This window comes from Polaribacter sp. KT25b (assembly GCF_900105145.1).
Classification (GTDB): domain Bacteria; phylum Bacteroidota; class Bacteroidia; order Flavobacteriales; family Flavobacteriaceae; genus Polaribacter.
The window spans coordinates 226,945-251,359 of sequence record NZ_LT629752.1 but is presented as its reverse complement, the minus strand read 5'-3'; the positions used below and the strand labels follow the sequence as shown (position 1 = coordinate 251,359).

Sequence of the window (24,415 nt, the reverse complement as noted above, 5' to 3'; positions counted from 1 at the left end):
AAAAATCTAAAAAAACAAAAAATATGCAATTAGGATTAGGAACCGCTGCTTTAGGCAGACCTCAATACATTAATGTACGAACAGAAAGTTGTGACAACTCCAACTTAGCTGAATTTAGAAAGCAAAGTTTTGCCGTTTTAGAAGAAGCTTATAATTTAGGAATCCGTTATTTTGATACGGCTCCAGGTTATGGTTTGGCAGAAGAATTAGTCTTAGAATGGTTGCAAACCAAAAATAATACTTCTATAAAAATTGGTACAAAATGGGGGTATACGTACACTGCAAATTTTAATGCAAACGCAACAGTGCACGAAGTAAAAGAACACAGTTTAGCAAAATTAAAAGAGCAATGGAAATTTTCTAAACAACTACTACCCTATTTAAAAGTGTATCAAATTCATTCTGCGACCTTAGAAACCGGAGTTTTAGAAAATAAAGAAGTCTTAGAATATTTAGCTTACTTAAAAACAGAACACCACCTAAAAATAGGATTAACGACAACAGGAACAAATCAGGTTGAAGTGATTAAAAAAGGGTTAAATGTTTTGGTTGATGGAGAACCACTTTTTAATGTATTTCAAGTAACCTATAATTTTTTAGACCAAAGTTTATTAGAAATTTTAGATGAGTTAAACCTACAAAATAAATCGATTGTAATTAAAGAAGCGTTGGCTAATGGAAGGATTTTTAGTAATAAAAAATATCCTCATTATGCCAAAATGTATGCAACATTAAAAGAGTTAGCCAAACAACACAATGTTGGTGTAGACGCCATTTCTTTAAAATATTGCGAGCAAACCGTTTCTAATGCAACCGTTTTAAGCGGTGCAAGCAGCATATCACAATTAAAAGAGAATTTAAAACTGAATTCTTTTATGCTTTCTTCTGAAGAAATTGAAACTTTAAATTCGTTTAAAATTTCGCCTGATGCTTATTGGGCAGAAAGAAAGCAATTGGCATGGAATTAATACAAGCTAAAAATTTTTATTCCAAAAATTTAAACAAACGTAAAGCACCTCACTTTATTCCGACTACCTAAAAAATCAAAAAAAAATGAATACAGTTAAATTAGAAATCGGAAACAAAAAAGGCTTAAAATTACAAGCGTATTTAGAATTACCTGCAAATGAAAAACCAAATCAATTTGCCATTTTTGCACATTGTTTTTCTTGCAACAGTAATTTTAACGCGGTAAAAAACATCAGTCGTTCTTTGTCTAATCATGGTTTTGGCGTTTTACGTTTCGATTTTACAGGATTAGGAAGAAGCGAAGGCGAGTTTGCTGAAAGTCATTTTTCTGCCAATGTAGAAGATTTGTTAGCGGTAAATGCTTTTTTAGAAAAAAACTACAAAGCTCCATCGTTATTAGTTGGTCATTCGTTAGGAGGTGCAGCTGTTATTGTGGCGGCTTCAAAATTAAAAAACATAAAAGCTGTTGCTACTGTTGGCGCACCTGCCACTGTTGGGCACGTAACTCATTTATTCTCTCACGGAATAGAAAAAATTCCAGAAAAAGGAGATGTAGAAGTAAAAATTGGAGGTCGTCCTTTTAAAATAAATCAAGATTTTGTAAACGATTTTGGCAAAACCGATTTACCAAAAATTATTAAAGACTTGCGCAAACCCATCTTGGTAATGCACGCTCCTTTTGATAACGTTGTGGGTATAGAAAATGCGCATGAGATTTATCATAATGCCATGCACCCAAAGAGTTTTGTTAGTTTAGATGATGCAGATCATTTATTATCAAAACCAAAAGACAGCATCTATGTTGGTAATATGATAGGCACTTGGGTGGAACGCTATTTTGAGCCTGAAGAGAACAACATGATTTCTACCGAAGGTGAGCAATTAGTAGGTCATTTAAACTTATTAGAAGACAATTTTACAACTTCAATTCAGACTAAAAAACACTCATTTATAGCAGATGAACCCGTAAGTGTTGGTGGTGATGATTTTGGTCCTTCTCCGTATGATTTTTTAAGCGCAGGTTTAGCTGCTTGTACTGTAATGACCTTAAAAATGTATGCAGCCCAAAAAAAATGGGACTTACAGGAAGTCTTTGTATACATTACGTATTCTAAAAAACATAGTGACGACTTAGATATTGCTGTAAATAAACCAACTCGTTTTGATCATTTAAAGAAAAAACTAAAGTTTATTGGAAATCTAGATGAAAAACAAACACAACGTTTAAAAGAAATTGCGGCAAAATGCCCTGTTCACAAAACTTTACAAAGCGATATTATTATAGAAACTGAATTAGTATAACCCAAAAAATCATAGATAAGAATCTTACTATTTTTTTATACATGTACAGTTTTAGAATAGCTTCTAAATAAATACAGAAAGCTGTCTAATTTTAGCAAAAGAGTTAAAAATTTATGATATAAGGACAATTTGAATAGCATTTGTAAGTTACATTTGCAATGCTAAAACCATTAAATCATAGTGTCTAAAAAAACCAGAAATAAAAAACACAAATTTTTAAGAAGATTTTTACGAATCTTCTTAGCTTTTCTATTTCTAATTTGTTTATTAATCCTTTTTATTAGAAGCCCTTGGGGACAAGATATTGTTGTAAACAAAGCCGTAAACTACGTTTCTAACAAAACCAATACTAAAATTTCTATAGACAAACTTTTTTTAACTTTTAAAGGTGGTCTGCAATTAGATGGTTTGTATTTAGAAGACACCAAAGGAGACACATTAGTGTACTCTAAATCTTTAGAAGCAAATTTGCCGCTTTGGTCTATGATAAGAGGAACTTCTGTTGGTATTGATGATTTAAAATGGAAGGGATTGCGTGCCAATATTAAAAGAGATGACACTATTTCTGGGTATAATTTTCAATTTTTAGTAGATGCTTTTGCCGATGGAGAAACAACCACTACTGTTAAAGAAACAGACAAAGAACCTTTAAATATTGTACTTGGAAATCTAAATTTAGAAAATATTAATGTTGTTTTTAATGATGAAGTTTTAGGAATTAACAGTCATTTTAAAATTGGAAATCTAACTGCTAGTATAGATAAAGTAGATTTAGAAAAAATGACTTTTAACGTAGATAAAATAGGTCTTTCTGATACAAATATCAAATTAATTCAGCAATCTGTGGCTAAAGATACTTCAACTGCAGCATCTGTTTCACCCGTTTTATCAGCAAAAAATATCACTTTAAAAAATGTAAAAACGTATTACGAGAATTCAGCAAATAACTTAATTGCCGATGTAAATATTAGTGATTTTTACACTACAATTCCTGAAATAAATTTAGCAGAAAACCAAATTAATCTTAGCACATTACAACTTAAGAACTCTGATATTCTTTTAAAAACAACTTCCACTAATTCAACTGTTGCAGAAACAACAACAAACAATAACACTGCTTTTATTTGGCCCGATTATAACATACAAATAGATGAAATTGACTTAGACAATAACAAGATTCAGTATTTTGTAAATAATGAAAAAGTGGTGAAAAACATTTTTAATCCGAATGCCATTGCATTAGAAGAGCTAACATTAAAAGCTTCGGATATTTTCTTGAAGGATAAAAAAGCAGGTTTGCAAATGTCTGCATTTAATTTTAAAGAAAAATCAGGCTTTCGGTTAAAAAAATTTACATTAAATACAGAAATAACAGACACTGAATTAAAAGTTTCTGAACTAAATATCAACTTAAATAAAAGTAAGATTACTGGTTTTGCAAACGCTAATTACAAGTCTATTTCACAATTAATTTCATCACCAGAAAATACAAGAATTCAATTAGGAATTCCGTCTTTCTCCATTTTTTTAGAAGAAATTTTTACGTTTCAACCTAGTTTAAAACAAAATGAATACATTTCTAAATTAAGTAAAAAAGAGCTTTTTGGAAAAGTAAATATTAATGGAGTTTTAGCAGATTTAAATATTTCTAAAACAAACCTAAATTGGGGATTTGCTACCAAAATGTCTTTAGATGGCAACATTAAAAACAGTACAAACCCAGATAAATTACAATTAAACATTGCAAATTTTAAAGCAAAGACAAAACGAAATGACCTTTTACAAATTATAGACGAAAAAGAATTTGGCATTCATTTACCCGAAGATATTGTAATTACCAGCAGTGTAAATGGTTCTTTACATAACATCTCTACAAAGACAACAATAAACACAACACAAGGTCTTGCAAAGATTAAAGGAAACTTTAAAAACGAAGCTAAAATAAAGTACGATGTAATTGTAAATATTGAAAACTACAATGTTGGAGATTTATTGATAAATCCTAATTTTGGAGAATTAAGCGTTACTTTAAATTCCTCTGGAAACGGTAAAAACTTACAAGATTTAGATGCTCAATTAGCAACGAACATTTCTAAATTTCAATTAGAAAACTATGTAATTAAAGATTTAAACATCTCTGGAAACTTAAAAAACAGCAAAGGTAAAATTACAACTACATATAAAGACAAAAATCTAAATTTAGACTTAAATACACTGGTAAATTTAGACACTATAAATACAAAAGCAACTTTAAATTTAAACCTTATTGGCGCAGATTTACAAGCGCTTGGTTTAATGCAACGTAAGGTAAAATCGGCTATGGAACTTTCATTAGATTTTACTGGAAACTCAGAAAAATACGCCGTAAAAAGTAATATTAAAAATGGTGTAATTGTCTATAATAATCAAACCTATTTATTAGGTTCTTTAGCTGCTAAGGCGTTTGTAGATAAAGACACCACAGCAGTTTCTATCAATAATAAAATGATAGATTTAAAACTAGAATCAAACACAGATCCGCAAACATTTAGCACTGCATTACAGCGTCATGTTTCTAGTTATTTTTTTAAAGACAGTATTGTTTCCGACACAATTAAAAATCCGGTTCATTTAATTTTAAAAGCAAAAATTTCTCAAGCTCCTCTTTTAAATGAAGTGTTTTTAGTTAATTTAAAAGATTTAGATACCGTAAATATGAATGTTGATTTTAAAGAAAAAAATCAAAAATTAACCGCTAATATTACTGCGCCACACATCAACTTTAGCGATAATAAATTAGACAGTTTGTCTTTTTCTATGCACACAAATAAAGAGGAATTCAATTTTAATATCGGTTTTAAAAACATAACTGCTGGTCCTTTAAATATACCCAAAACAAGCATCGAAGGAAATAAAAAAGATAAAGATTTATTGCTTAATTTTTTAAGTTCTTACCAAGGAAACAAATTGATAAATGTAAATTCAGTTATCACCAAAAACAACAATCAATTAAAATTTACAATTCATCAAGATAGTTTATTGTTAAATAGTAATCAATGGAAAATCCCTAAAACCAATGCCATTCTTTTTAAAGATAATAAACTAACATTTTCTGATTTTAAAATAAGTCTTGGAAATCAATCTATAGAAATTACCGATAAAATTTCGAGTATTTCTAAAGATCATATTGCTCTAAATTATGCAAACTTTAAAATTGATGAAATTTTTAATTATTTAAGTCCAGACAAAGAAATTGCAACAGGAACTTTAAATGGAAATTTTATTTTAGAACAACCTTTTGAAAACACAGGTATTATTGCCGACTTAAATATTAGTAAATTAAAAGTTTTAAAAACAGACTTTGGTAAATTAAATATAGATGCCAAATCTTTAGAAAATGGAAAGTATGATTTTAATGTTTCATTAAAAGAAGGCGATGTAGATTTAGATATTAAAGGAGATTATTTATCAGAAAACAACGATGCTAATTTAAATTTAGATTTGTTAATTAATTCTTTTAAAATGAAAGCTCTAAACACGCTTTCTTTTGGAGAAATTAAAGAAACTTCGGGTAGTTTTTCTGGTGATTTTAAAATAACAGGTCAAACATCAGCACCAAAATATAACGGAAATCTAAAATTTACAAACGCTACTTTTAATGTTGCCAAACTAAACACAAAATTTAAGTTACAAAACGAAACTTTAAATATCGATAACAAAGGTTTAAGCATGTCTAACTTTACAATTTTAGATGCAGAAAATAATTCTTTGGTATTATCTGGTGCTATAAAAACCAAGAGTTTTATAAATCCTTCCTTTAATTTAGATATAAAAGCCAAAAACTTTCGGGTTTTAAACGCAACCAAAGAAGACAACGAGTCTATGTATGGTAAAGTTACTTTTAATGCGGATGCAAAGCTAACCGGAGATTTACAAATTCCTAAATTAGACACAAAATTAGTGGTTGGTTCAGAAACAGACATTACCTATGTTTTACCTTCTACCTACACAAATATTGAAGAAAGAGACGGCGTTGTTGCTTTTGTAAATAGAGAAAATCCGGATGCAATTTTAACACAACAACAAGAAGAAACGGCAACAATTACTGGCTTTGATATAAAAGCACTTTTAAAAATTGATAAACAAGCTGCCGTAACTGTTATTATTGATGAAGAAACTGGTGATAATTTTAAGGTTTCTGGTGATGGAGATTTTATTTTTCTAATGAATCCGAATGGAGATGTATCTTTAACAGGGGCTTATGAAGTTGCTTCTGGCCAATATCAACTAAACTTATACAATGTTGTAAACAGAAAATTTGTTCTAGTTCCTGGAAGTAGAATTTCTTGGGCAGGAGATCCTTTTGATGCAAAGTTAGACATCCAAACAAAGTATACTTTAAAAACATCTGCTTCAGATTTAATGGCGTCGCAAATTTCTGGCGAAGATGCATCGGTACAAAATAAATACAAACAAGTATTGCCTTTTAACGTGTATTTAAATATTGCTGGCGAATTGTTACAACCAAAAATATCTTTTAATTTAGACATGCCAGAAGATCAGCAAGGTGCTATTAGCGGTCAAGTTTACGATCGTGTGCAACAAGTTAATCAACAAGAAGACGAGTTAAATAAACAAGTATTTTCTTTATTAGTTTTAAGTCGATTTTATCCAGATTCTGGGAGCGACGGTAGTTCTGGTGGTTTTGCAACCATTGCAAGAAATAATTTAAATGATGCAGTTTCTGGTCAATTAAACTCTTTTTCCGATAAACTTTTAGGCAGCTCTGGTGTACAGTTAGATTTCGGTTTAAATAGTTTTACAGATTACCAAGGAGACACACCAACCGATAGAACGCAATTAGATGTTGCTGCCCAAAAAAAATTATTTAACGATCGTTTAACCGTAAGAGTTGGTAGCGAAATAGACATACAAGGAAGTAGCCAAACCGGAGAGGAATCGCCATTAATTGGAAATGTAAGTTTAGAATATAGACTTACAGAAGATGGAAGATACAGCTTAAAAGGTTTTAGAAAAAGTGAGTTTGAAAACGTAATTGACGGGCAAACTATTGTAAGCGGAATTGCATTAATCTTTACCAAAGAATTCAATGAGTTTCAGCAACTCTGGGATGCTATTTTACGTTCTAAAAAAGTAGAAAAATCTGTGAATAAAGTAGAAAAATCTGAAAATAAAAAGTAACTAAATTTTGAAAAAAAACTATAAAAATTACAGTCTTTTCATAATTATATGCCTACTTATATATAGTTGTGGCATCAAAAAACACATACCAGAAAACAAACGCTTATATACTGGTGCAAGCATAGAAATAGAAGCAGACACTACCGTAGAAAAAATAGACGAACTAAAAACCGATTTATCTTCTATATTAAGTAAACAGCCAAATACAAAGTTTCTTGGCATGCACCTTGGATTGTATTATTTCTACAAAAATCAGCAAGAAAAAACCAACTTTTTAAACAGATGGTTGTATAAAAAATTCGGACAAAAACCGGTTTATCAATCAGATATAAATGAGTTAGAAAACAAAAAAACTCTAAGAAATAAATTAGAAAACTATGGTTTTTTCTATAGTAGAATTAATTCTGAATTTACAGAAAAGGAAAAAGAGGCTGCCATAACATATCAATTAAAAATTCCTGCACCTTACAAAATAGCAACCTACAAAATAGACAGCATGGTTTTGCCCATTTATAACGATGTAAAAAGCTTAACAAAAGCCTCTATTATTAAAGAAAATATGCGTTTTGATTTAACCACTTTAAAGTTAGAAAGACTGCGTTTAGATTCCGAATTAAAACAAAAAGGATATTACAATTTTAATTCAGATTTTTTATTATTTGAAGCTGACACCAATAGAAGCAACACTAAAAAGTTCGATTTATTTTTAAAATTGAAAGCAAATGTTCCCAAAAAAGCAACCGTTCCTTATAAAATTAAAAACATCAATATTTATCCAAATTATAATTTAAATGATTCTACAGAGATAAAAAAAAATCGTTTTAAAGATAAAAACTACCTGCAAGACACTGTATTTTTTGCCCCAAAATATTTAGATGATTTTATCACTTTAAAAGAAGATGAATTTTACAACCCATTAACTTCTAAAAATACTGCCAGAAGACTGTCATCAATAGGTACGTACAAATTTGTAAATATTCAATACAAAGAAATAAAAAACGCGCTTACAGATAGTATTGGTTCTTTAGAAGCCAACATATTTTTATCGCCTTTAACCAAACGCGCAATAAGAACAGAACTGCAAGCAGTTACTAAATCTAATAATTTTGCTGGTCCAGAATTGGCTGTAACCTATAGTAACAGAAACTTATTTAAAGGTGGCGAAACGTTAAATATTAGCACTAATATTGGTTATGAAACACAAATTTCTAACGGTAGTATCTCTGGATTAACCAGTTTAGAATTGGGTTTAAAAGGTGAAATTGTCTTCCCTAGAGTTATTGCGCCATTTGCAATTAATAAAGATTATTTCGATTATTCTATCCCTAAAACAAAAACAAGTATTAGTGCCACTTATTTAAGCAGAAGCGATTTATATACACTTTTATCTGGAACAGCCTTGTTTGGTTATACTTGGAATGCCAATAAATATATTACCTATGAGTTTAATCCTATTTCGGTAAATTACACACGTTTATCTAACACAACAGCCGAATTTCAGGAAATTTTAGACAACAACTCGTATTTAGAAAGTAGTTTTGATCAGCAATTTATAAGCGGACTTACATTTTCATTCACCTATAATGAAATGATAAATTCTGCTAAAAAACAGCAACTATTTTTACAAACTACCTTAGATGTTGCCGGAAACTCCATTAGTTTGTTTGATAAAAAAACGGATGAAACCAATAAATTTTTAGGCTTAGAATATGCACAATACGCAAAAGCTGATTTAGATTTTAGGTATCATTATAATTTTGGCAACAAAAACAAACAAACGATTGCCACCAGATTATTTGCTGGTTATGGTTATGCTTATGGCAATTCTGATATTGTTCCGTTTGTAAAACAATATTATTCTGGTGGACCTTATAGTGTAAGGGCTTTTAGCATTCGATCTTTAGGGCCGGGAACTTATAATGGGACTAATACTGATGATGACAGTTCTTATTTTGACAAAACAGGAAACGTACGTTTAGAGGCCAATTTAGAATATCGTTTTCCCATAGTTTCTATTCTTAAAGGTGCTATTTTTGCAGATGCAGGAAATGTTTGGAATACGGTTTCTAACCCTGATTTTAATGATGATGAGGGTAACATTACAGATACATTTACATCAAACTTTATAAATGAATTAGGAATGGGCGCAGGTGTTGGTTTACGAGTAGATGTACAGGGTTTTGTGCTCCGTTTTGATTTGGCAGCTCCTTTTCATGATCCTTCTTTAGAAGAGGGAGAACGATGGAATTTTAATATTGACAAACCTGTTTTTAATTTTGCTATTGGATATCCTTTTTAAATTGATGTAAAAATAGTTTTATATTTAAACCTAAATTTTAGTTTTATTCATGAATCACGAACTCAAAGAAATAGTAAATAAAGCCATAGTAAATCAACAAAAAGGGTTGAAAAACGTATTGGCTTCTGTTGTCTTTTTAGAAGGTTCTTCTTACAGAAAACCCGGGGTAAGAATGTTAATTTCAGAAGATTTAACTTCTGTTGGTGCTGTAAGTGGTGGTTGTGTAGAAAAAGAAATTATACATAGATCAAAAAGTGTTTTTTCTGATAACAAACCAAAAATAATTACCTACGATGGCAGATATAAACTAGGTTGCGAAGGCATTTTATATATTTTAATAGAACCTTTTTTAATTTCTAATGAATTTATAACACAATTTTCTGATGCAAATTCTAAAAGAGAAACCATAAAGATTGAAAGTCATTTTACAAAAGAAAATGAAGCTTTTGGCAATTTTGGTTCTGTAATTATTTTTAACAATAAAGAACAATTTCAATTTTCTAAATTCTTTGAACCTAAAAACAAAAAAGACGTTTTAATTTTCTCTCAAATAGTACAACCAAGTTTTCGATTGATTATAATTGGAGGCGAACACGACGCCGTTAAACTCTGTAAAGTAGCCGCAACTTTAGGTTGGGAAATTGATGTAATAACCTGCGTAAAAGACTCCAAAGAATTAAAAGACTTTCCGGGTGCAAATTCGGTAAATGGTAATTCTGCAGAAACGATTCAGTTTACAAATATCGAAGAAAATACAGCCATCGTAATTATGAATCATAGTTACGTGCAAGATTTAAAATATGTTATAAAATTATCTAAATACAAACCAAAATATATTGGCATTTTAGGTGCACCAAATAGAAGAGAGCGTTTATTTAATGAACTTTTTGAGTTTGTACCTGATATTTCCGACGAATTTTTAGAAACGATTTACACACCAGCAGGCTTGCATATTGGTGCACAAACACCAGAAGAAATTGCCATTTCTATTGTTGCCGAAATTTTATCTGTCATCAGAAAAAAAGAACCTTTTTCTTTAAGGAATCTAACAGGAAAAATCAATACATAAATTTATGAAACATATTGCTATTTTAGTTTTAGCTGCTGGAAAATCATCTAGAATGAATAGCATAAAACAGTTAGAAAAAATAAATCATAAAACACTTTTAGATATTACTTTAGAAAAAATTAAAAGTATGTATTCTGATGACATTTATTGTGTTTTAGGTGCAAATGCTGATGAAATTAAACGTAAAATCACATCAGAAAAGATCCAATTTATTGAAAATAAGAATTTTGAAAATGGTTTAAGTTCTAGTATTATTTCGGGCATTAATTACTTTAAAAAAGAAAATTTAAATTTTGATGGAATTTTAATTCTTTTAGCAGATCAACCAGCAATTGAAAGTTCTTATTTAAGATCTTTAGTTCATTTATTTTTAGAAAATCATGATAAAATTATTGCTTCTAATTATGGAAATCAATTAGGTGTACCAGCACTTTTTCCACAAAAATATTTTGCTGATTTATTGTTGATAAAAGGAGATAAAGGTGCAAAAGAATTTATTAATCAGAAAAAAAATGAAGTTATTTATCCTAAACTAACAACAAACTTCTTTGATATTGACACCAAAGAAGACTTAGAGTTATATAAAAATAGCTAATTTTGCATTTATGAAATTATTCAAAAAATCGTTCTTGTTAATCTTACTTTTCTTGGTTTCGTCATGCGCAACAAAGAAAATGCAAATTGCAGAAAATCAAAATTTAGAACTTAAAAAAAACGATTCTAAAATTGACCATACTTTTTATTTAATTGGTGATGCTGGTAATTCTACTTTAAAAAAAGATTCACCTGCTTTAAAATATTTAAAAAAGAAAATTAAAGGTGCCTCTAAAAACTCAACCTTACTTTTTTTAGGTGATAATGTTTACGAATCAGGAATTCCAAAGAAAAAGAAATCTAAGAAATATAAATTAGCAAAAAGAAGAATTGAAGCACAAACAGATATTGCGAAGAAATTTAAAGGAAACGCTATTTTTATTCCTGGAAATCATGATTGGTATCACGGTTTAGATGGTTTAAAAAGAGAAGAAGATTTAGTTGAAAAAGCATTAGGAAAAAACACTTTTTTACCCGAAAATGGTTGCCCATTAACATCAGTAGATATTTCTAAAAAAATAGTTTTAATTATTGTAGACACACATTGGTATTTAACAAATTGGGATAATCACCCAACAATAAATGACAATTGCGAAATAAAAACTAGAAATAAGTTTTTTGATGAATTTGAAGGTTTAATAAAAAAAGCAAGAGGAAAAACAACCATTATTGCTATGCATCACCCAATGTTTACAAATGGTTCTCATGGTGGAAAATATTCGTTTTCGAGCCACATGAATCCTTTACCAATTTTAGGTTCTTTAAAAAATTTAATCCGTAAAACTTCTGGACTTTCTAATACAGATCTTCAAAATAAAAATTACAACGAACTTAAAAAACGAATTGTAACTTTGTCTCAAGAAAATGATAAAACCATTTTTGTTTCTGGTCACGATCATAATTTACAATATATAGTTCAAGATAATATCCCTCAAATTATTAGTGGTTCTGGCTCTAAAACTAAAGCAACAAAATTATCTGGAGGCGCAAAATTTACTTATGGAAAACAGGGTTTTGCAAAATTAGATGTATTTAAAGATGGTTCATCACAAATTAATTTTTACACCGTAAAAGATAACAAAATAGTATATCAAGCTCAGGTTTATTCAGAAGATGAAAAAGAAACTTTTAATACATTTCCTCTACAAAATATTACAGAAAAAAAAGCATCTATTTATACGCAAAACGAAATTACAAAAAGTAAACTGTATCGCTTTTTGTGGGGAGAACGTTATAGAAAATATTTTGGCACAGAAGTAATTGCACCAACGATAGATTTAGACACACTTTTTGGCGGATTAAAACCTATTAGAAAAGGCGGTGGTCATCAATCTAAATCATTAAGACTTAAAGATAAAAAAGGACGTGAATACGTTATGCGTGCTTTGCGTAAAAATGCTGTTCAATATTTGCAAGCTGTGGCTTTTAAAGATCAATATATAGAAGGTCAATTTGATGATACTGCTACAGAAAATTTATTGTCAGATGTTTTTACAGGTTCGCATCCTTACGCACCTTTTACTATTGGCAAACTATCTGATGCTATTGATCTTTATCACACAAATCCTGTGTTATATTATGTTCCTAAACAGCCTAGTTTAGGTCAATTTAATGATGATTTTGGTAATGAATTATACATGATTGAAGAACGAACAGATTCTGGTCATGGCGATAAAGCTAGCTTTGGTTTTTCTGATACGTTAGTTAGTACAGATGAATTATTGCTAAATTTAAACAAAAACGAAAATCATATTTTAGATGAAGAAGCCTATATAAAAGCACGTTTATTTGATATGTTAATTGGCGATTGGGATAGACATGAAGATCAATGGCGATGGGCAGTTTTTAAAGAAAAAAACGAAACAATTTACAGACCAGTTCCTAGAGATCGAGATCAAGCTTTTTCTATTTTTGGTGATGGTGCTTTGCTAAATACATTAACAACTTTAGTGCCTGCTTTGCGTTTAATGAGGTCTTATAATGAAGAGTTAAAAAGTCCCAAATGGTTTAATTTAGAACCTTATCCTTTAGACATGGTTTTAATTTCTATGGCTGATAAAAAAACTTGGGATAAACAAGTAAATTTTATTATCAATAATATTACAGATGACATAATTGATGAAGCTTTTAAAGAGTTTCCTGATGAAGTTAAAGACGAAACAATACAAGAAATAAAAAGAAAATTACAAGGAAGAAGACACAATTTACAAAAAATATCTGATGCTTATTTTTACCATATAAACAAGTTTCAAGTTATTAGAGGAACTCAAAAAGATGATTGGTTTGAAATTGAAAGATTGCAAAACGGACAAACAAAAATTACAGGTTATAGAATTAAAAATGGTGACAAAGATGATATTTTTCACCAACGAACTTACAATGAATCTGAAACCAAAGAAATTTGGATTTATGGCTTAGATGATGAAGATGTTTTTGTTGTAAAAGGTAATGGAAAAAAGCTCATAAAACTAAGACTTATTGGCGGGCAAAATAATGATAAATACAAAATTAAAAATGGTAAAAAAGTAATTATTTATGATTATAAAACTAAGAAGAACACATTTAAAACTAAAAATGCAAGAATAAAATTAACAGATGATTATCAAACAAATGTGTATGATTACAAAAAATTAAAAAACAATCAGAATATACTAACACCAACCATTGGTTTTAATCCAGATGATGGCGTAAAAATTGGGTTTGCAAATACATATACAACCTATGGCTTTGAAAGAAATCCTTTTACCGCTCAACATACATTATCTGGTTCTTATTATTTTGCCACAAATGGATTTGAGCTTAATTATTCATCTGAATTTGCTAACATTTTTAACCGTTGGAATTTAGGAATAAACGCAACTATTACAAGTCCTAATTTTGCAATAAATTATTTTGGCTTAGGTAACAACTCTATTAATCTTGAAGCTGATAACTTAGAAGAAGAAGAATATAATAGAGTTAGAATTAGAAAATTTATTGTTGGTTCTTATATCAATTGGAAAAGTAATTTAGACGCAGAAATAAAACTTGCAGTTAACTATCAAACCTTTAAAGTTGAAAACACTTTAGGCAGATTTTTAAATAGTGAACTTGAACCAAATAATCCCATTTTTAAAAGTAAAGAATTTATAAATACAGAAGCTAGTTATCATTTTGAAAACACAGATAACCCAGCTTTTTCAACTATGGGAATGAAAACCGATTTAATAATGGGCTATACAACAAGCTTAAATAATGCTGGTAATTTTGGTTATTTAATTCCATCTATTTCTTTTGATCATAAATTAACTGCAAACGGACAATTAGTCTTAGCAACTAAATTAAAAACTCATCATACTTTTGGAAATTCTTATCAGTTTTATCAAGCAGCAAGTATTGGCGGTAATGATGGTTTAAGAGGATTTAGAAATCAACGTTTTACAGGTAAAAATTCTTTTTATCATAGTACAGATATTCGTTTAGATTTAAGACAATTTAAAACTAGTTTAATTCCTTTAAATATTGGAGTTTTTGGCGGTTTTGATTATGGTAGTGTTTGGGGGCAACAAAACACAACATTTAAAAACACCAAATTTAACACCTCTGTTGGTGGTGGAGTTTTCTTTAACGCTGCAAATATGATGTCTGGAAATATTTCTATTTTTAATAGTAGCGATGACGTAAGATTGGCATTAACTTTAGGCTTTGCTTTTTAACTTTTTATATGACACAAACAGCAGTAATCTTTGGTTCTTTATTCGGATTTACAGCAGTAATCTTTGGTGCTTTTGGCGCACATTTATTAAAGAAAAAACTAACTACAGATCAATTACAAAGTTTTGAAACTGGTGTAAAATACCAAATGTATCATGCAATAGTTTTACTTATTTTGGGATTCAATTTAGATAAAAATAGCACTATAGACACTTACATTATTAATGCTTTTGTAATAGGAATACTTTTATTTTCTTTCTCTATTTATGGTTTGGTAATTTCATCAGCAAAAAATAAAAAAATAAAAATTTTAGGACCAATTACACCTTTAGGTGGTTTATTTTTAGTTACTGGCTGGGCGCTTTTACTATTTAAATTTATAGTTTAAATTTTTTATTATTATAGTTTTAAACCACATTTACATTAAAAAGATGGCCTACTAAAGCTGTTATACCCATTGCAACCGTTCCCCAAAAAGTAATTCTTAAAACTGCTATTCCTATTTTAGAACCACCAGCTTTAGCGGCTAAAGCTCCTAAAATAATTAAAAAAATAATAGCAAAACCATAAATTGAATATTCTAAATACTCTAATGGCAGAAAAAGTGTTACTAAAAATGGAAGTAATCCGCCAATTGTAAATGCAGCTCCAGATGCAAATGCAGCCTGAATTGGGTTTGCTTGATTAATTTCATTTATTCCTAATTCATCTCTAACATGCGCGGCTAAAGCATCATTTTCTGTAAATTCTTTTGCAACAAGTAAAGCAGTCTCTTTTTTAAGGCCTCTTTTTTCGTAAATATCTGCCAAGTATTGCATTTCTAATTCTGGCATTTCTTCCAATTCAATTCTTTCTCTTTCTATATCTGCATTTTCAACATCAGTTTGTGAACTTACAGACACATATTCGCCAGCCGCCATAGATAAAGCTCCAGCAACTAATCCTGCTAAAGTTGCTAAAACAATAGGTTCTCTAAAATCACTTGCAGCTGCAACACCAATTGCCAAACTTGCTGTTGATAAAATACCATCATTAGCACCAAGAACTGCGGCTCTTAACCAATTACTTCTGTGTATGTAATGATTTTGCAAATAATCATCTATTTCACCAGTTTTTTGAGCTTCTTTTTTCATTTTAATGATGTTATCTAATTTTGTACATCAATTTTTAGTTCATATAAATTACCACCTTCTCCATGAGCTTTTTCATCAGTAATTAGCAATGTATTATTGTCTTTAAAGCAGATTCCTTCTTTTTGAGTTTGATGTTCTAACTCAATCTTCTTAACTTTTCCTGACAAAAAATTATCATCTTTAAAATCAGTAAAGACAAGTATATTTTTTTGAGATAAAAGCACCACTTTTGTTCCATCAGAAGAAATATCTGCAGAAGTAATCCAACATTCTAAATCATTACCGTTATTAAATTTGCCAATTAATCTAGCGGTTTGTTTACCTTTTTTTGCAGGAAATTTATATAATGACGTTTTTCCATATTCGCCCTCCACTCTGCTTTTTGTAAAAATGTAAAAGTTTTTATTAAAGTAAAAAAAAGCCTCTGCATCAAAAAATAATTCTTTCTTTTTGGGCGGAAATTTATCCTGATCTTCATACTCAAATTCAATTTCTTTTACCTTAGCGTTTTTCTTTCTTAAATACTTTTTATCAATTTTTAAAATTCTTAAATTCTTTCTGCTGCTTGTATTATTACCAAAATTACCAATATAAATATTGCCCTTTTTATCAGAAGTTAAGTCTTCCCAATCTGTATTTTTAGATTTAATATTAATTTCTTTTTTTATTTTTCCTTTTTTAGAAACAGCATATAATTTTGATTTATTTCCCCCGTCATTTATCATCCAAATAAGCGAAGAATTATTTAAAACTTCATTTCCTGAAACTTCATTTAATTCATTTGACAAATCTGCAAGTAAGTTAAGTTGTCCATAATTTTGACAACTCATAAATAATAGTAAAGTAAAAAAAGTAAGTATTTTTTTCATTATAATTGATAAGATAAATTTCTGTTTTTACAGAAAATATAATACGAATTTAGGTAAATAAATTACATCATTTACCAACCTCCAGATGCTCCTCCACCACCAAAACTTCCGCCACCAAAGCCACCGCCGAAACCGCCGCCACCAAAACCGCCACTACTACTTCCTCCAGAAGAACCGCCAAAGCCACCTCCAAAACCACCACCACTTCTACCTAAACTACTTAGAAGAATCGTGTCAAAAATAGTTTCAGATAAAGAACCCGTTCTGTTATTTCTACCTCCACCTCTATTATTTTTATTACCTCTAGAAATTAAAATAAAAAAGATAATTATAATTAAAATAAACACGATAACTCCTGAATCTGAACCTTCGGATTCTTCTTGACGAGAACCTTTAAATTCACCATTTAAAGTTCTAAAAATATAATCTGCACCTAAATATAAACCTGTATAATAATCACCTTTTCTAAATTCTGGCGTTATAACTCTATCAATAATTCTTTTAGATTGAAAATCAGTTAGTAAATGTTCTACACCTTTACCAGTAGAAATGGTTATTTTTCTATCATCTTTTGCCAAAACAATCAAAACACCATTATCTTTTTCTACATCACCAATACCCCATTTTTCTCCCCAATTTGCAGCTAAATAATTAATATTTTCACCTTCGGTGGATGAGATAATTGCCACAACAATTTGAGTTGATGTAGAATCTGAATACCGAACTAATTTACCTTCTAAGTTTTGTTTTTGAGAAACAGAAAGTAAATCTATATAATCGTAAACACTTGTTTGAAATTTTGGTTTCTCTGGAATTTCAAACCCTTGAGAAAATGTAATCTGACTTATTAAGAAAGTAAATATTAATAGTACTTTTTTACTAATCACTAAAAACTGAGAACTAAACACTTTTTTCATTATCCTTTAGAAATTTCATTAGAAAGTTCGTTTTTATCATCTGTTTGATAAGGAAAATGATTTTGTAATTCTTCACCCGCTTTTAAAATTCCATCAACAATTCCTTGTTTAAAATTTCCTATTTTAAAATGATTTTGTATCACATTTTTAGTAGTATCCCAAAAATCTTTTGGTACAACACTATTAATTCCTTTATCACCATAAACAACAAATTTTTTATCATTTACAGCAACATAAATTAAGACTGCATTTGCATCTTTTGTGTTGTTCATTTCTAAGAGATAAAACACTTCTAGTGCACGATCATAATGCGCTTTTTCTGTAGTAGCTTCAATATGAACTCGTATTTCACCAGAAGTATTTTTCTCTGCAATTTGAATAGCAGAAATAATTTCTTGTTCTTCTTCTTTAGTCAGAAACTCTTCTACTTTAGACATATTTACTCTTTTTTATTGTTAAAATCAAAGTTTACATCTGGTGCATTTTCAGAACCTGCATTTGCTTTATAACGAGTCATTTCATCAAAATTAAACATACCCGCTAATAACGAATTTGGAAAAACTTTAATATGTTTATTATACACATTTACATCTTCATTAAAACGATCTCTAGCAACATTAATTCTGTTTTCTGTACCTTCTAACTGACTTTGTAATTCTAAAAAGTTTGCATTCGCTTTTAAATCAGGATAACGTTCTACAGACACTAATAATTTAGACAATGCTCCAGTTAAACCAGATTGTGCTTGTTGAAATTGCGCCATATTTTCTGGTGTTAAATCACCCGCATTAATATTTACCGATGTTGCTTTTGCTCTAGCATTAATTACATCTGTTAATGTACTTTTTTCAAAATCTGCTGCTCCTTGTACCGTTTTTACTAAATTACCAATTAAATCGTTTCTACGCTGATAGGCACTTTCTACATTAGACCAAGTAGTTTTTGCGTCTTCTTGTAATTCTACTGCTGTATTATTAAAACCTTTACCCCAATTATAGAATCCAAAGACTATAACTACTATTATTATTACCGGAATTAACCATTTTTTCATAATTTCTAAATTTTATTTAATTGATTTTTTGTTTTACAAATTTACGCATTATTATTCACTATTTAAAGAGATGTACCTCCATCTAAAGTAATTGTTTGCCCTGTAATAAATTTTGTATTATCAGAAGCCAACCAAACTACAGCTTCTGCAATTTCTAATGTTTTGCCAAAACGTTTCATCGGAATTTGACTTTTTAAAACTGAATTCATTTCTGGTTTTACATTTAATAATTGATCTAACAAAGCCGATTCTGTATAACCTGGGCAAACAGCATTTACTCTAATATTTTTAGTTGCATATTCCATTGCAGCAGATTTTGTCATACCAACAACCGCAAATTTACTTGCGCTATAACTTATGTTATTGGGTGATGCTTTTAAACCAGCTAGCGAAGCAATATTTACAATATTTCCATGACCTTGATTTAAAAATTGTTGCAAAGCTATTTTCATGCAATAATAAACTCCTGTCTGATTTACAGAAATAACTCTTTCCCAATCTCTTAAAGTTGATTCGTGTGTTTTTAGAAAACTCGGTCCAATTCCTGCATTATTTACAATAACATCTAGTTTTCCAAATTCCTCAATAGTTTTATTTATTAAATTTTCTACTTCTTTATAAACTGCAACGTTTGCTTTTATAGGTAGCGATTTTCCATTATTTGTTACAATTTCTTCAACAACTTTTTCTGCTTTTTCAAAATTAATATCAGAAACTATAACTGTTGCTCCAAATTTTGCTAATAGAACTGCTGTTGCTTTACCAATTCCAGAACCAGCTCCAGTTACAATAACAATTTTATTTTTTACTTCCATTTATTCTAATTTTGGGCGTTGCTTTATCCTGAAAGCATTCAGAACCAAGGTCGGGCTTTACACTATATCTTTTTGCCAAAAGCAAAAAGGATGTCGTTTCTATCCCTAACGCAAATGCGTATTTATTAATAAAATTAGGTAATTATAAGAATACTTTGTAAATAAATTATAATTCGCCTAAGAAAACAATAAAATAAGTATTAAGAATTTTTATATCAATAAAAAGAAAAGTATAAAATTAAAACTCTAAAGTTGATTTTTAATTTTTTGAAGCTCTGCTTTTACAGCTTCTAAACGGCTAATAATTTCGTGATTACTATAAATTCCTTCAGGATTTTTCTTGAGTTTTTGTTTTGCACCTTCTAAGGTAAAACCCCTTTCTTTAACTAAATTAAAGATTAATTTAAAATTTACAATATCTTCTTGGGTAAATAACCGATTTCCTTTTGCATTTTTTTTGGGTTTTATAATTGCAAATTCTTTTTCCCAAAAACGAATTAATGATGCATTTACTTGAAAAGCTTTCGCCACTTCCCCTATTTTGTAGTATCTTTTTTCAGGTAAATCTATATACATTATTCTGTAATCAGTTTCAGTAATCAAAAATTAAAAAAAAGGAAAAGATAAAAATTAATATTTCACTAAACTTATTCACTTCTTTCAACTTCAAGTTTCTCTCTTGTTTCTTATTTCCCGTATCTATACCAAAGAAAATTAATCAAAAGATTGACTTTCTTCAGAAGATTTTTGTAACTCAGCAAATTCATCCAAAGATAAATCTCCATAATAAAAATTAATAGGATTTAAAGCTATTCCGTTTTTATGAACTTCATAATGTAAATGTGCTGCAACAGATAAACCTGTATTACCCACATAGCCAATTAAATCTCCTCTTTTTACCATTTGACCTCTTCTTGCTTTAATTTTACTCATGTGTGCATAAATAGTTTCATACCCGTAACCATGATCTATATAAACAACATTACCATACGAACTACTTCTAGAAGCAACAGTAACTTTACCGTTTCCTGATGCATAAATAGGAGTTCCTATTCGTGCTGTAAAATCCATTCCTTTATGAAACTTTTTAATTTTGAGAATAGGATGCATTCTCATTTTATAACCAGAAGCTACAGAAGTTAAATCTTCTTTTTTAATAGGAAGAATTGCAGGTATAGAGGCTAACATATCTTCTTTCTTTTTTGCTAAAGTAATAATTTCATCTAACGATTTAGATTGTACTACCATTTGTTTAGACAAAACATCTACTTCTTTTGTAATGTCTTTAATTAATTTAGAATTATCGTATCCATCTAAAACTTTATACCTGTTTACACCACCAAAACCAGCTTTTCGCTGCTCTTCTGTAATAGGGTTTGCCTCAAAATAACTTCTATAAATATTATTATCTCTTTCTTGTAATTGGGCTAAAATTGCAGAACTTTCTTCTAATCTTTTGTTTAACAACTCAAAATGAAATTTTAAGTTTTCTAACTCTCTTTTTTGTGCAAGAGCAGTTGGCGACATTATAATTTGACTAAAACCTACAAAACCAATAAATGCAATAATAATAACAGCTAAAAAGATTAAAAATACCCTTTTATAAGAATCACTCTTCTTAACAGTAATTTTTCTGTAAGAAAGCGTATTCTCATCATAATAATATTTTACTTTTGCCATAATGCTAAATATACTATTTTTGTTCTTTTAAATTCGTTTTGTTATTAAAACTTCTTTATTAAGAACTCGCAAATTTACAAAATGTTTTACAACTGCTTTTTATAAGTAGTTTTTTTAAAATTAAATTAACATAATCCAACTTGTTGGAAACTTCTTTTTTATGAAATCTCAAGAAATTCGTTCTACTTTTTTAAATTTTTTCAAAAATAAAGGACATTTAGTTGTTCCTTCTGCACCAATGGTAACAAAGGATGACCCAACTTTAATGTTTGTAAATTCTGGAATGGCACCATTTAAAGAATTCTTTTTAGGAAATGGAAAGCCAAAAAAGAACAGAATTACAGATTCTCAAAAATGTTTACGTGTTTCTGGTAAACATAATGATTTAGAAGAAGTTGGTTACGATACGTATCATCACACATTATTTGAAATGTTAGGCAACTGGTCTTTTGGCGATTACTTTAAAAAGGAAGCAATTGCTTGGGCTTGGGAATTATTAACTGAAGTTTACAAAATTGATAAAGATATTTTATATGTAACCGTTTTTGAAGGATCTGATGATGCTGATAATTTAAAAATGGATACAGAAGCCTATGATATTTGGAAACAATATATTGACGAAGACCGAATTTTAAAAGGAAATAAAAAAGATAATTTTTGGGAAATGGGCGAACAAGGACCGTGTGGACCTTGCTCTGAAATTCATGTTGATATACGCTCTGCAGAAGAAAAAGCAACAGTTGATGGTAGAACTTTAATTAATGAAGATCATCCTCATGTGGTAGAAATCTGGAATTTGGTTTTTATGCAATTCAATAGAAAGGCAAACGGAACTCTAGAAGATTTACCAAACAAACATATTGATACAGGAATGGGTTTTGAACGTCTTTGTATGGTTTTACAAGGCGTGCAATCTAATTACGATACAGATGTTTTTACACCAATTATTAGAGAAATAGAAGCTGTTACAGATACAAAATATGGTAATGATGAAAAACAAGATATTGCAACTCGTGTAATTTCTGATCATGTAAGAGCTGTTGCTTTTTCTATTGCTGATGGACAATTACCAAGCAATACTGGTGCTGGTTATGTAATTCGTAGAATTCTTAGAAGAGCTGTTCGTTACGGGTTTACATTTTTAGATAAAAAAGAACCTTTTCTTTACAGATTAGTCGATGTTTTAAGTAAAAAAATGGGAGAAGCTTTCCCAGAACTAAGAGCTCAAAAACAACTAATCGAAAACGTAATTAGAGAAGAAGAAACTTCATTTTTAAAAACTTTAGATCAAGGTTTAGTTTTGTTAGATGGTATTATTTCATCAGCAACTACCAAAGAAATTTCTGGGGATAAAGTCTTTGAATTGTATGACACTTTTGGTTTCCCGATTGATTTAACTGCTTTAATTTTATCAGAAAAAGGATACACTTTAGATGAAAAAGGGTTTGAAACCGAATTGCAAAAACAAAAAAACAGATCTCGAGCTGCTAGTGAAATGACTACTGAAGATTGGACTATTTTAGTTGATGATTCAATTGAAGAATTTGTTGGTTATGATACTTTAGAAACTACTGTAAAATTAACAAGATACAGAAAAGTAACTTCTAAAAAAGATGGCGAAATGTATCAACTTGTTTTTAATTTAACTCCTTTTTACGCAGAAGGCGGCGGTCAAGTGGGAGATAAAGGATATTTACAAAGTTCTCAAGGTGATATTGTTTATATTTTAGATACTAAAAAAGAAAACAATGTAATTATCCATTTTACTAAAAACTTACCCAAAAATTTAGACGATCGTTTTACAGCATCTGTAGACGCTAAACAAAGACATAGAACAGAATGTAATCACACAGCTACACATCTTTTACACCAAGCTTTAAGAGAAGTTTTGGGCACGCATGTAGAGCAAAAAGGTTCTGCTGTACATTCTAAATATTTACGTTTTGATTTCTCTCATTTTTCTAAAATGTCTGTGGATGAATTACGTGATGTAGAAAACTTTGTAAATGCACGTATTTCTGGAAAACTGCCTTTAATTGAAAAAAGAAATATACCAATGCAACAAGCAATTGACGAAGGTGCAATGGCTTTGTTTGGTGAAAAGTATGGCGATACTGTTAGAGCTATAAAATTTGGAAAATCTGTAGAGCTGTGTGGTGGAACTCACGTAAAAAACACAAGTGATATTTGGCATTTTAAAATAAAATCTGAAAGCGCTGTTGCAGCAGGAATTAGAAGAATTGAAGCAATTACAAATGATGCCGTAAAAGATTTTTATTTTGAAAATAACAGAACTTTATTTGAAGTTAAAGACCTTTTAAATAACACCAAAAACCCTGTAAAAGCAGTAAATACTTTATTAGAAGAAAACTCATCGCTTAAAAAACAAATTGAGCAATTATTAAAAGATAAAGCAAATAATTTAATTGGTGATTTAAAAAATCAATTGCAAGAAATTAATGGAGTTCAGTTTTTAGCTACTAAAATAGATTTAGACCAAAACGGAATTAAAAACCTTGCTTTTGCAATTGGAAAAGAACACAAAAATTTATTTTTACTTTTTGCTTCTTCAGTGAAAAAAGACAAAGCAATGTTAACATGTTATATTTCTAAAGAATTAGCAAATGAGCGTGGTTATGATGCTGGAAAAGTTGTTAGAGAATTAGGAAAACTGATTCACGGTGGCGGTGGCGGACAAAATTTCTATGCAACTGCGGGTGGTAAAAATCCTGGCGGAATCCCTAAAGTTTTAGAAAGAGCTAAAGATTATTTAGTTTAGAAAAGCAAAAATATCAGTCGTTTAAATTCTAATAATTAATATCCGGAAAAATCATGGAAGTTTT

General features: G+C 29.5%; 17 protein-coding genes. 9 read left to right on the top strand and 8 right to left on the bottom strand.

Annotated features, from left to right (window positions below):
- Window positions 1–23: 23 nt before the first annotated feature.
- The 8 genes from BLT70_RS00960 to BLT70_RS00925 all read left to right on the top strand — a co-directional run bounded on the left by BLT70_RS00960 (window position 24) and on the right by BLT70_RS00925 (window position 15,495).
- Window positions 24–968 (top strand): aldo/keto reductase, encoded by a 945-nt coding sequence (locus BLT70_RS00960; protein WP_091890293.1) that lies wholly within the window; start codon window positions 24–26, stop codon window positions 966–968.
- Between the two features lie 85 nt (window positions 969–1,053).
- Window positions 1,054–2,271, top strand: coding sequence for a bifunctional alpha/beta hydrolase/OsmC family protein (locus BLT70_RS00955; protein ID WP_091890291.1), 1,218 nt, complete (start codon window positions 1,054–1,056; stop codon window positions 2,269–2,271).
- 180 nt (window positions 2,272–2,451) lie between these two features.
- A complete protein-coding gene (locus BLT70_RS00950) occupies window positions 2,452–7,452 on the top strand; it encodes a translocation/assembly module TamB domain-containing protein (RefSeq protein ID WP_172824368.1) in 5,001 nt (1,666 codons plus the stop codon).
- A 7-nt stretch (window positions 7,453–7,459) separates the two neighbouring features.
- Window positions 7,460–9,751, top strand: a complete 2,292-nt coding sequence (locus BLT70_RS00945; RefSeq protein WP_091890288.1) for a BamA/TamA family outer membrane protein — start codon at window positions 7,460–7,462, stop codon at window positions 9,749–9,751.
- A 49-nt stretch (window positions 9,752–9,800) separates the two neighbouring features.
- The gene (locus tag BLT70_RS00940; protein ID WP_091890285.1) at window positions 9,801–10,820 is read left to right on the top strand and encodes an XdhC family protein; all 1,020 of its coding nucleotides are present in this window, start codon (window positions 9,801–9,803) and stop codon (window positions 10,818–10,820) included.
- Window positions 10,821–10,824: 4 nt separating this feature from the next.
- A complete protein-coding gene (locus BLT70_RS00935; RefSeq protein ID WP_091890282.1) occupies window positions 10,825–11,415 on the top strand; it encodes an NTP transferase domain-containing protein in 591 nt (196 codons plus the stop codon).
- A 10-nt stretch (window positions 11,416–11,425) separates the two neighbouring features.
- Window positions 11,426–15,109 (top strand): metallophosphoesterase, encoded by a 3,684-nt coding sequence (locus BLT70_RS00930; protein ID WP_091890280.1) that lies wholly within the window; start codon window positions 11,426–11,428, stop codon window positions 15,107–15,109.
- Window positions 15,110–15,117: 8 nt separating this feature from the next.
- Window positions 15,118–15,495 (top strand): DUF423 domain-containing protein, encoded by a 378-nt coding sequence (locus BLT70_RS00925; RefSeq protein ID WP_091890277.1) that lies wholly within the window; start codon window positions 15,118–15,120, stop codon window positions 15,493–15,495.
- 19 nt (window positions 15,496–15,514) lie between these two features.
- On the opposite strand, the gene BLT70_RS00920 is transcribed toward BLT70_RS00925, so the two are convergent.
- The 8 genes from BLT70_RS00920 to BLT70_RS00885 form a co-directional block, all read right to left on the bottom strand.
- A complete protein-coding gene (locus BLT70_RS00920) occupies window positions 15,515–16,240 on the bottom strand; it encodes a VIT family protein (RefSeq protein ID WP_091890274.1) in 726 nt (241 codons plus the stop codon).
- A gap of 14 nt (window positions 16,241–16,254) precedes the next feature.
- Complete coding sequence (locus tag BLT70_RS00915; protein WP_231962775.1) at window positions 16,255–17,109, bottom strand: hypothetical protein; 855 nt, start codon at window positions 17,107–17,109, stop codon at window positions 16,255–16,257.
- A gap of 71 nt (window positions 17,110–17,180) precedes the next feature.
- Entirely contained in the window at window positions 17,181–18,026 is an 846-nt protein-coding gene (locus BLT70_RS00910; protein WP_091890271.1) for a YgcG family protein, read from the bottom strand.
- A complete protein-coding gene (locus BLT70_RS00905; RefSeq protein WP_091890269.1) occupies window positions 18,026–18,463 on the bottom strand; it encodes a TPM domain-containing protein in 438 nt (145 codons plus the stop codon). The genes BLT70_RS00910 and BLT70_RS00905 overlap by 1 nt, the downstream gene beginning before the upstream one ends.
- A 2-nt stretch (window positions 18,464–18,465) precedes the next feature.
- Window positions 18,466–19,077, bottom strand: coding sequence for a LemA family protein (locus BLT70_RS00900; protein ID WP_091890266.1), 612 nt, complete (start codon window positions 19,075–19,077; stop codon window positions 18,466–18,468).
- 62 nt (window positions 19,078–19,139) lie between these two features.
- Window positions 19,140–19,892, bottom strand: coding sequence for an SDR family NAD(P)-dependent oxidoreductase (locus tag BLT70_RS00895; RefSeq protein ID WP_091890263.1), 753 nt, complete (start codon window positions 19,890–19,892; stop codon window positions 19,140–19,142).
- A gap of 246 nt (window positions 19,893–20,138) precedes the next feature.
- Window positions 20,139–20,468, bottom strand: coding sequence for a MerR family transcriptional regulator (locus tag BLT70_RS00890; RefSeq protein ID WP_091890260.1), 330 nt, complete (start codon window positions 20,466–20,468; stop codon window positions 20,139–20,141).
- A gap of 138 nt (window positions 20,469–20,606) precedes the next feature.
- A complete protein-coding gene (locus BLT70_RS00885; RefSeq protein ID WP_091890257.1) occupies window positions 20,607–21,572 on the bottom strand; it encodes a M23 family metallopeptidase in 966 nt (321 codons plus the stop codon).
- Window positions 21,573–21,732: 160 nt separating this feature from the next.
- Here BLT70_RS00885 and alaS point away from each other — a divergent pair, with 160 nt between their 5' ends.
- Window positions 21,733–24,351 (top strand): alanine--tRNA ligase, encoded by a 2,619-nt coding sequence (gene alaS / locus BLT70_RS00880; RefSeq protein WP_091890254.1) that lies wholly within the window; start codon window positions 21,733–21,735, stop codon window positions 24,349–24,351.
- Window positions 24,352–24,415 lie beyond the last annotated feature (64 nt).

Bases quoted from the DNA above. Each gene is read 5' to 3' on its own strand.
- BLT70_RS00960 (WP_091890293.1), top strand. From the start codon at position 24: ATGCAATTAGGATTAGGAACCGCTGCTTTAGGCAGACCTCAATACATT.
- BLT70_RS00955 (WP_091890291.1), top strand. From the start codon at position 1,054: ATGAATACAGTTAAATTAGAAATCGGAAACAAAAAAGGCTTAAAATTA.
- BLT70_RS00940 (WP_091890285.1), top strand. From the start codon at position 9,801: ATGAATCACGAACTCAAAGAAATAGTAAATAAAGCCATAGTAAATCAA.
- BLT70_RS00935 (WP_091890282.1), top strand. From the start codon at position 10,825: ATGAAACATATTGCTATTTTAGTTTTAGCTGCTGGAAAATCATCTAGA.
- BLT70_RS00930 (WP_091890280.1), top strand. From the start codon at position 11,426: ATGAAATTATTCAAAAAATCGTTCTTGTTAATCTTACTTTTCTTGGTT.
- BLT70_RS00925 (WP_091890277.1), top strand. From the start codon at position 15,118: ATGACACAAACAGCAGTAATCTTTGGTTCTTTATTCGGATTTACAGCA.
- BLT70_RS00920 (WP_091890274.1), bottom strand. From the start codon at position 16,240: ATGAAAAAAGAAGCTCAAAAAACTGGTGAAATAGATGATTATTTGCAA.
- BLT70_RS00915 (WP_231962775.1), bottom strand. From the start codon at position 17,109: ATGAAAAAAATACTTACTTTTTTTACTTTACTATTATTTATGAGTTGT.
- BLT70_RS00910 (WP_091890271.1), bottom strand. From the start codon at position 18,026: ATGAAAAAAGTGTTTAGTTCTCAGTTTTTAGTGATTAGTAAAAAAGTA.
- BLT70_RS00905 (WP_091890269.1), bottom strand. From the start codon at position 18,463: ATGTCTAAAGTAGAAGAGTTTCTGACTAAAGAAGAAGAACAAGAAATT.
- BLT70_RS00900 (WP_091890266.1), bottom strand. From the start codon at position 19,077: ATGAAAAAATGGTTAATTCCGGTAATAATAATAGTAGTTATAGTCTTT.
- BLT70_RS00895 (WP_091890263.1), bottom strand. From the start codon at position 19,892: ATGGAAGTAAAAAATAAAATTGTTATTGTAACTGGAGCTGGTTCTGGA.
- BLT70_RS00890 (WP_091890260.1), bottom strand. From the start codon at position 20,468: ATGTATATAGATTTACCTGAAAAAAGATACTACAAAATAGGGGAAGTG.
- BLT70_RS00885 (WP_091890257.1), bottom strand. From the start codon at position 21,572: ATGGCAAAAGTAAAATATTATTATGATGAGAATACGCTTTCTTACAGA.
- alaS (WP_091890254.1), top strand. From the start codon at position 21,733: ATGAAATCTCAAGAAATTCGTTCTACTTTTTTAAATTTTTTCAAAAAT.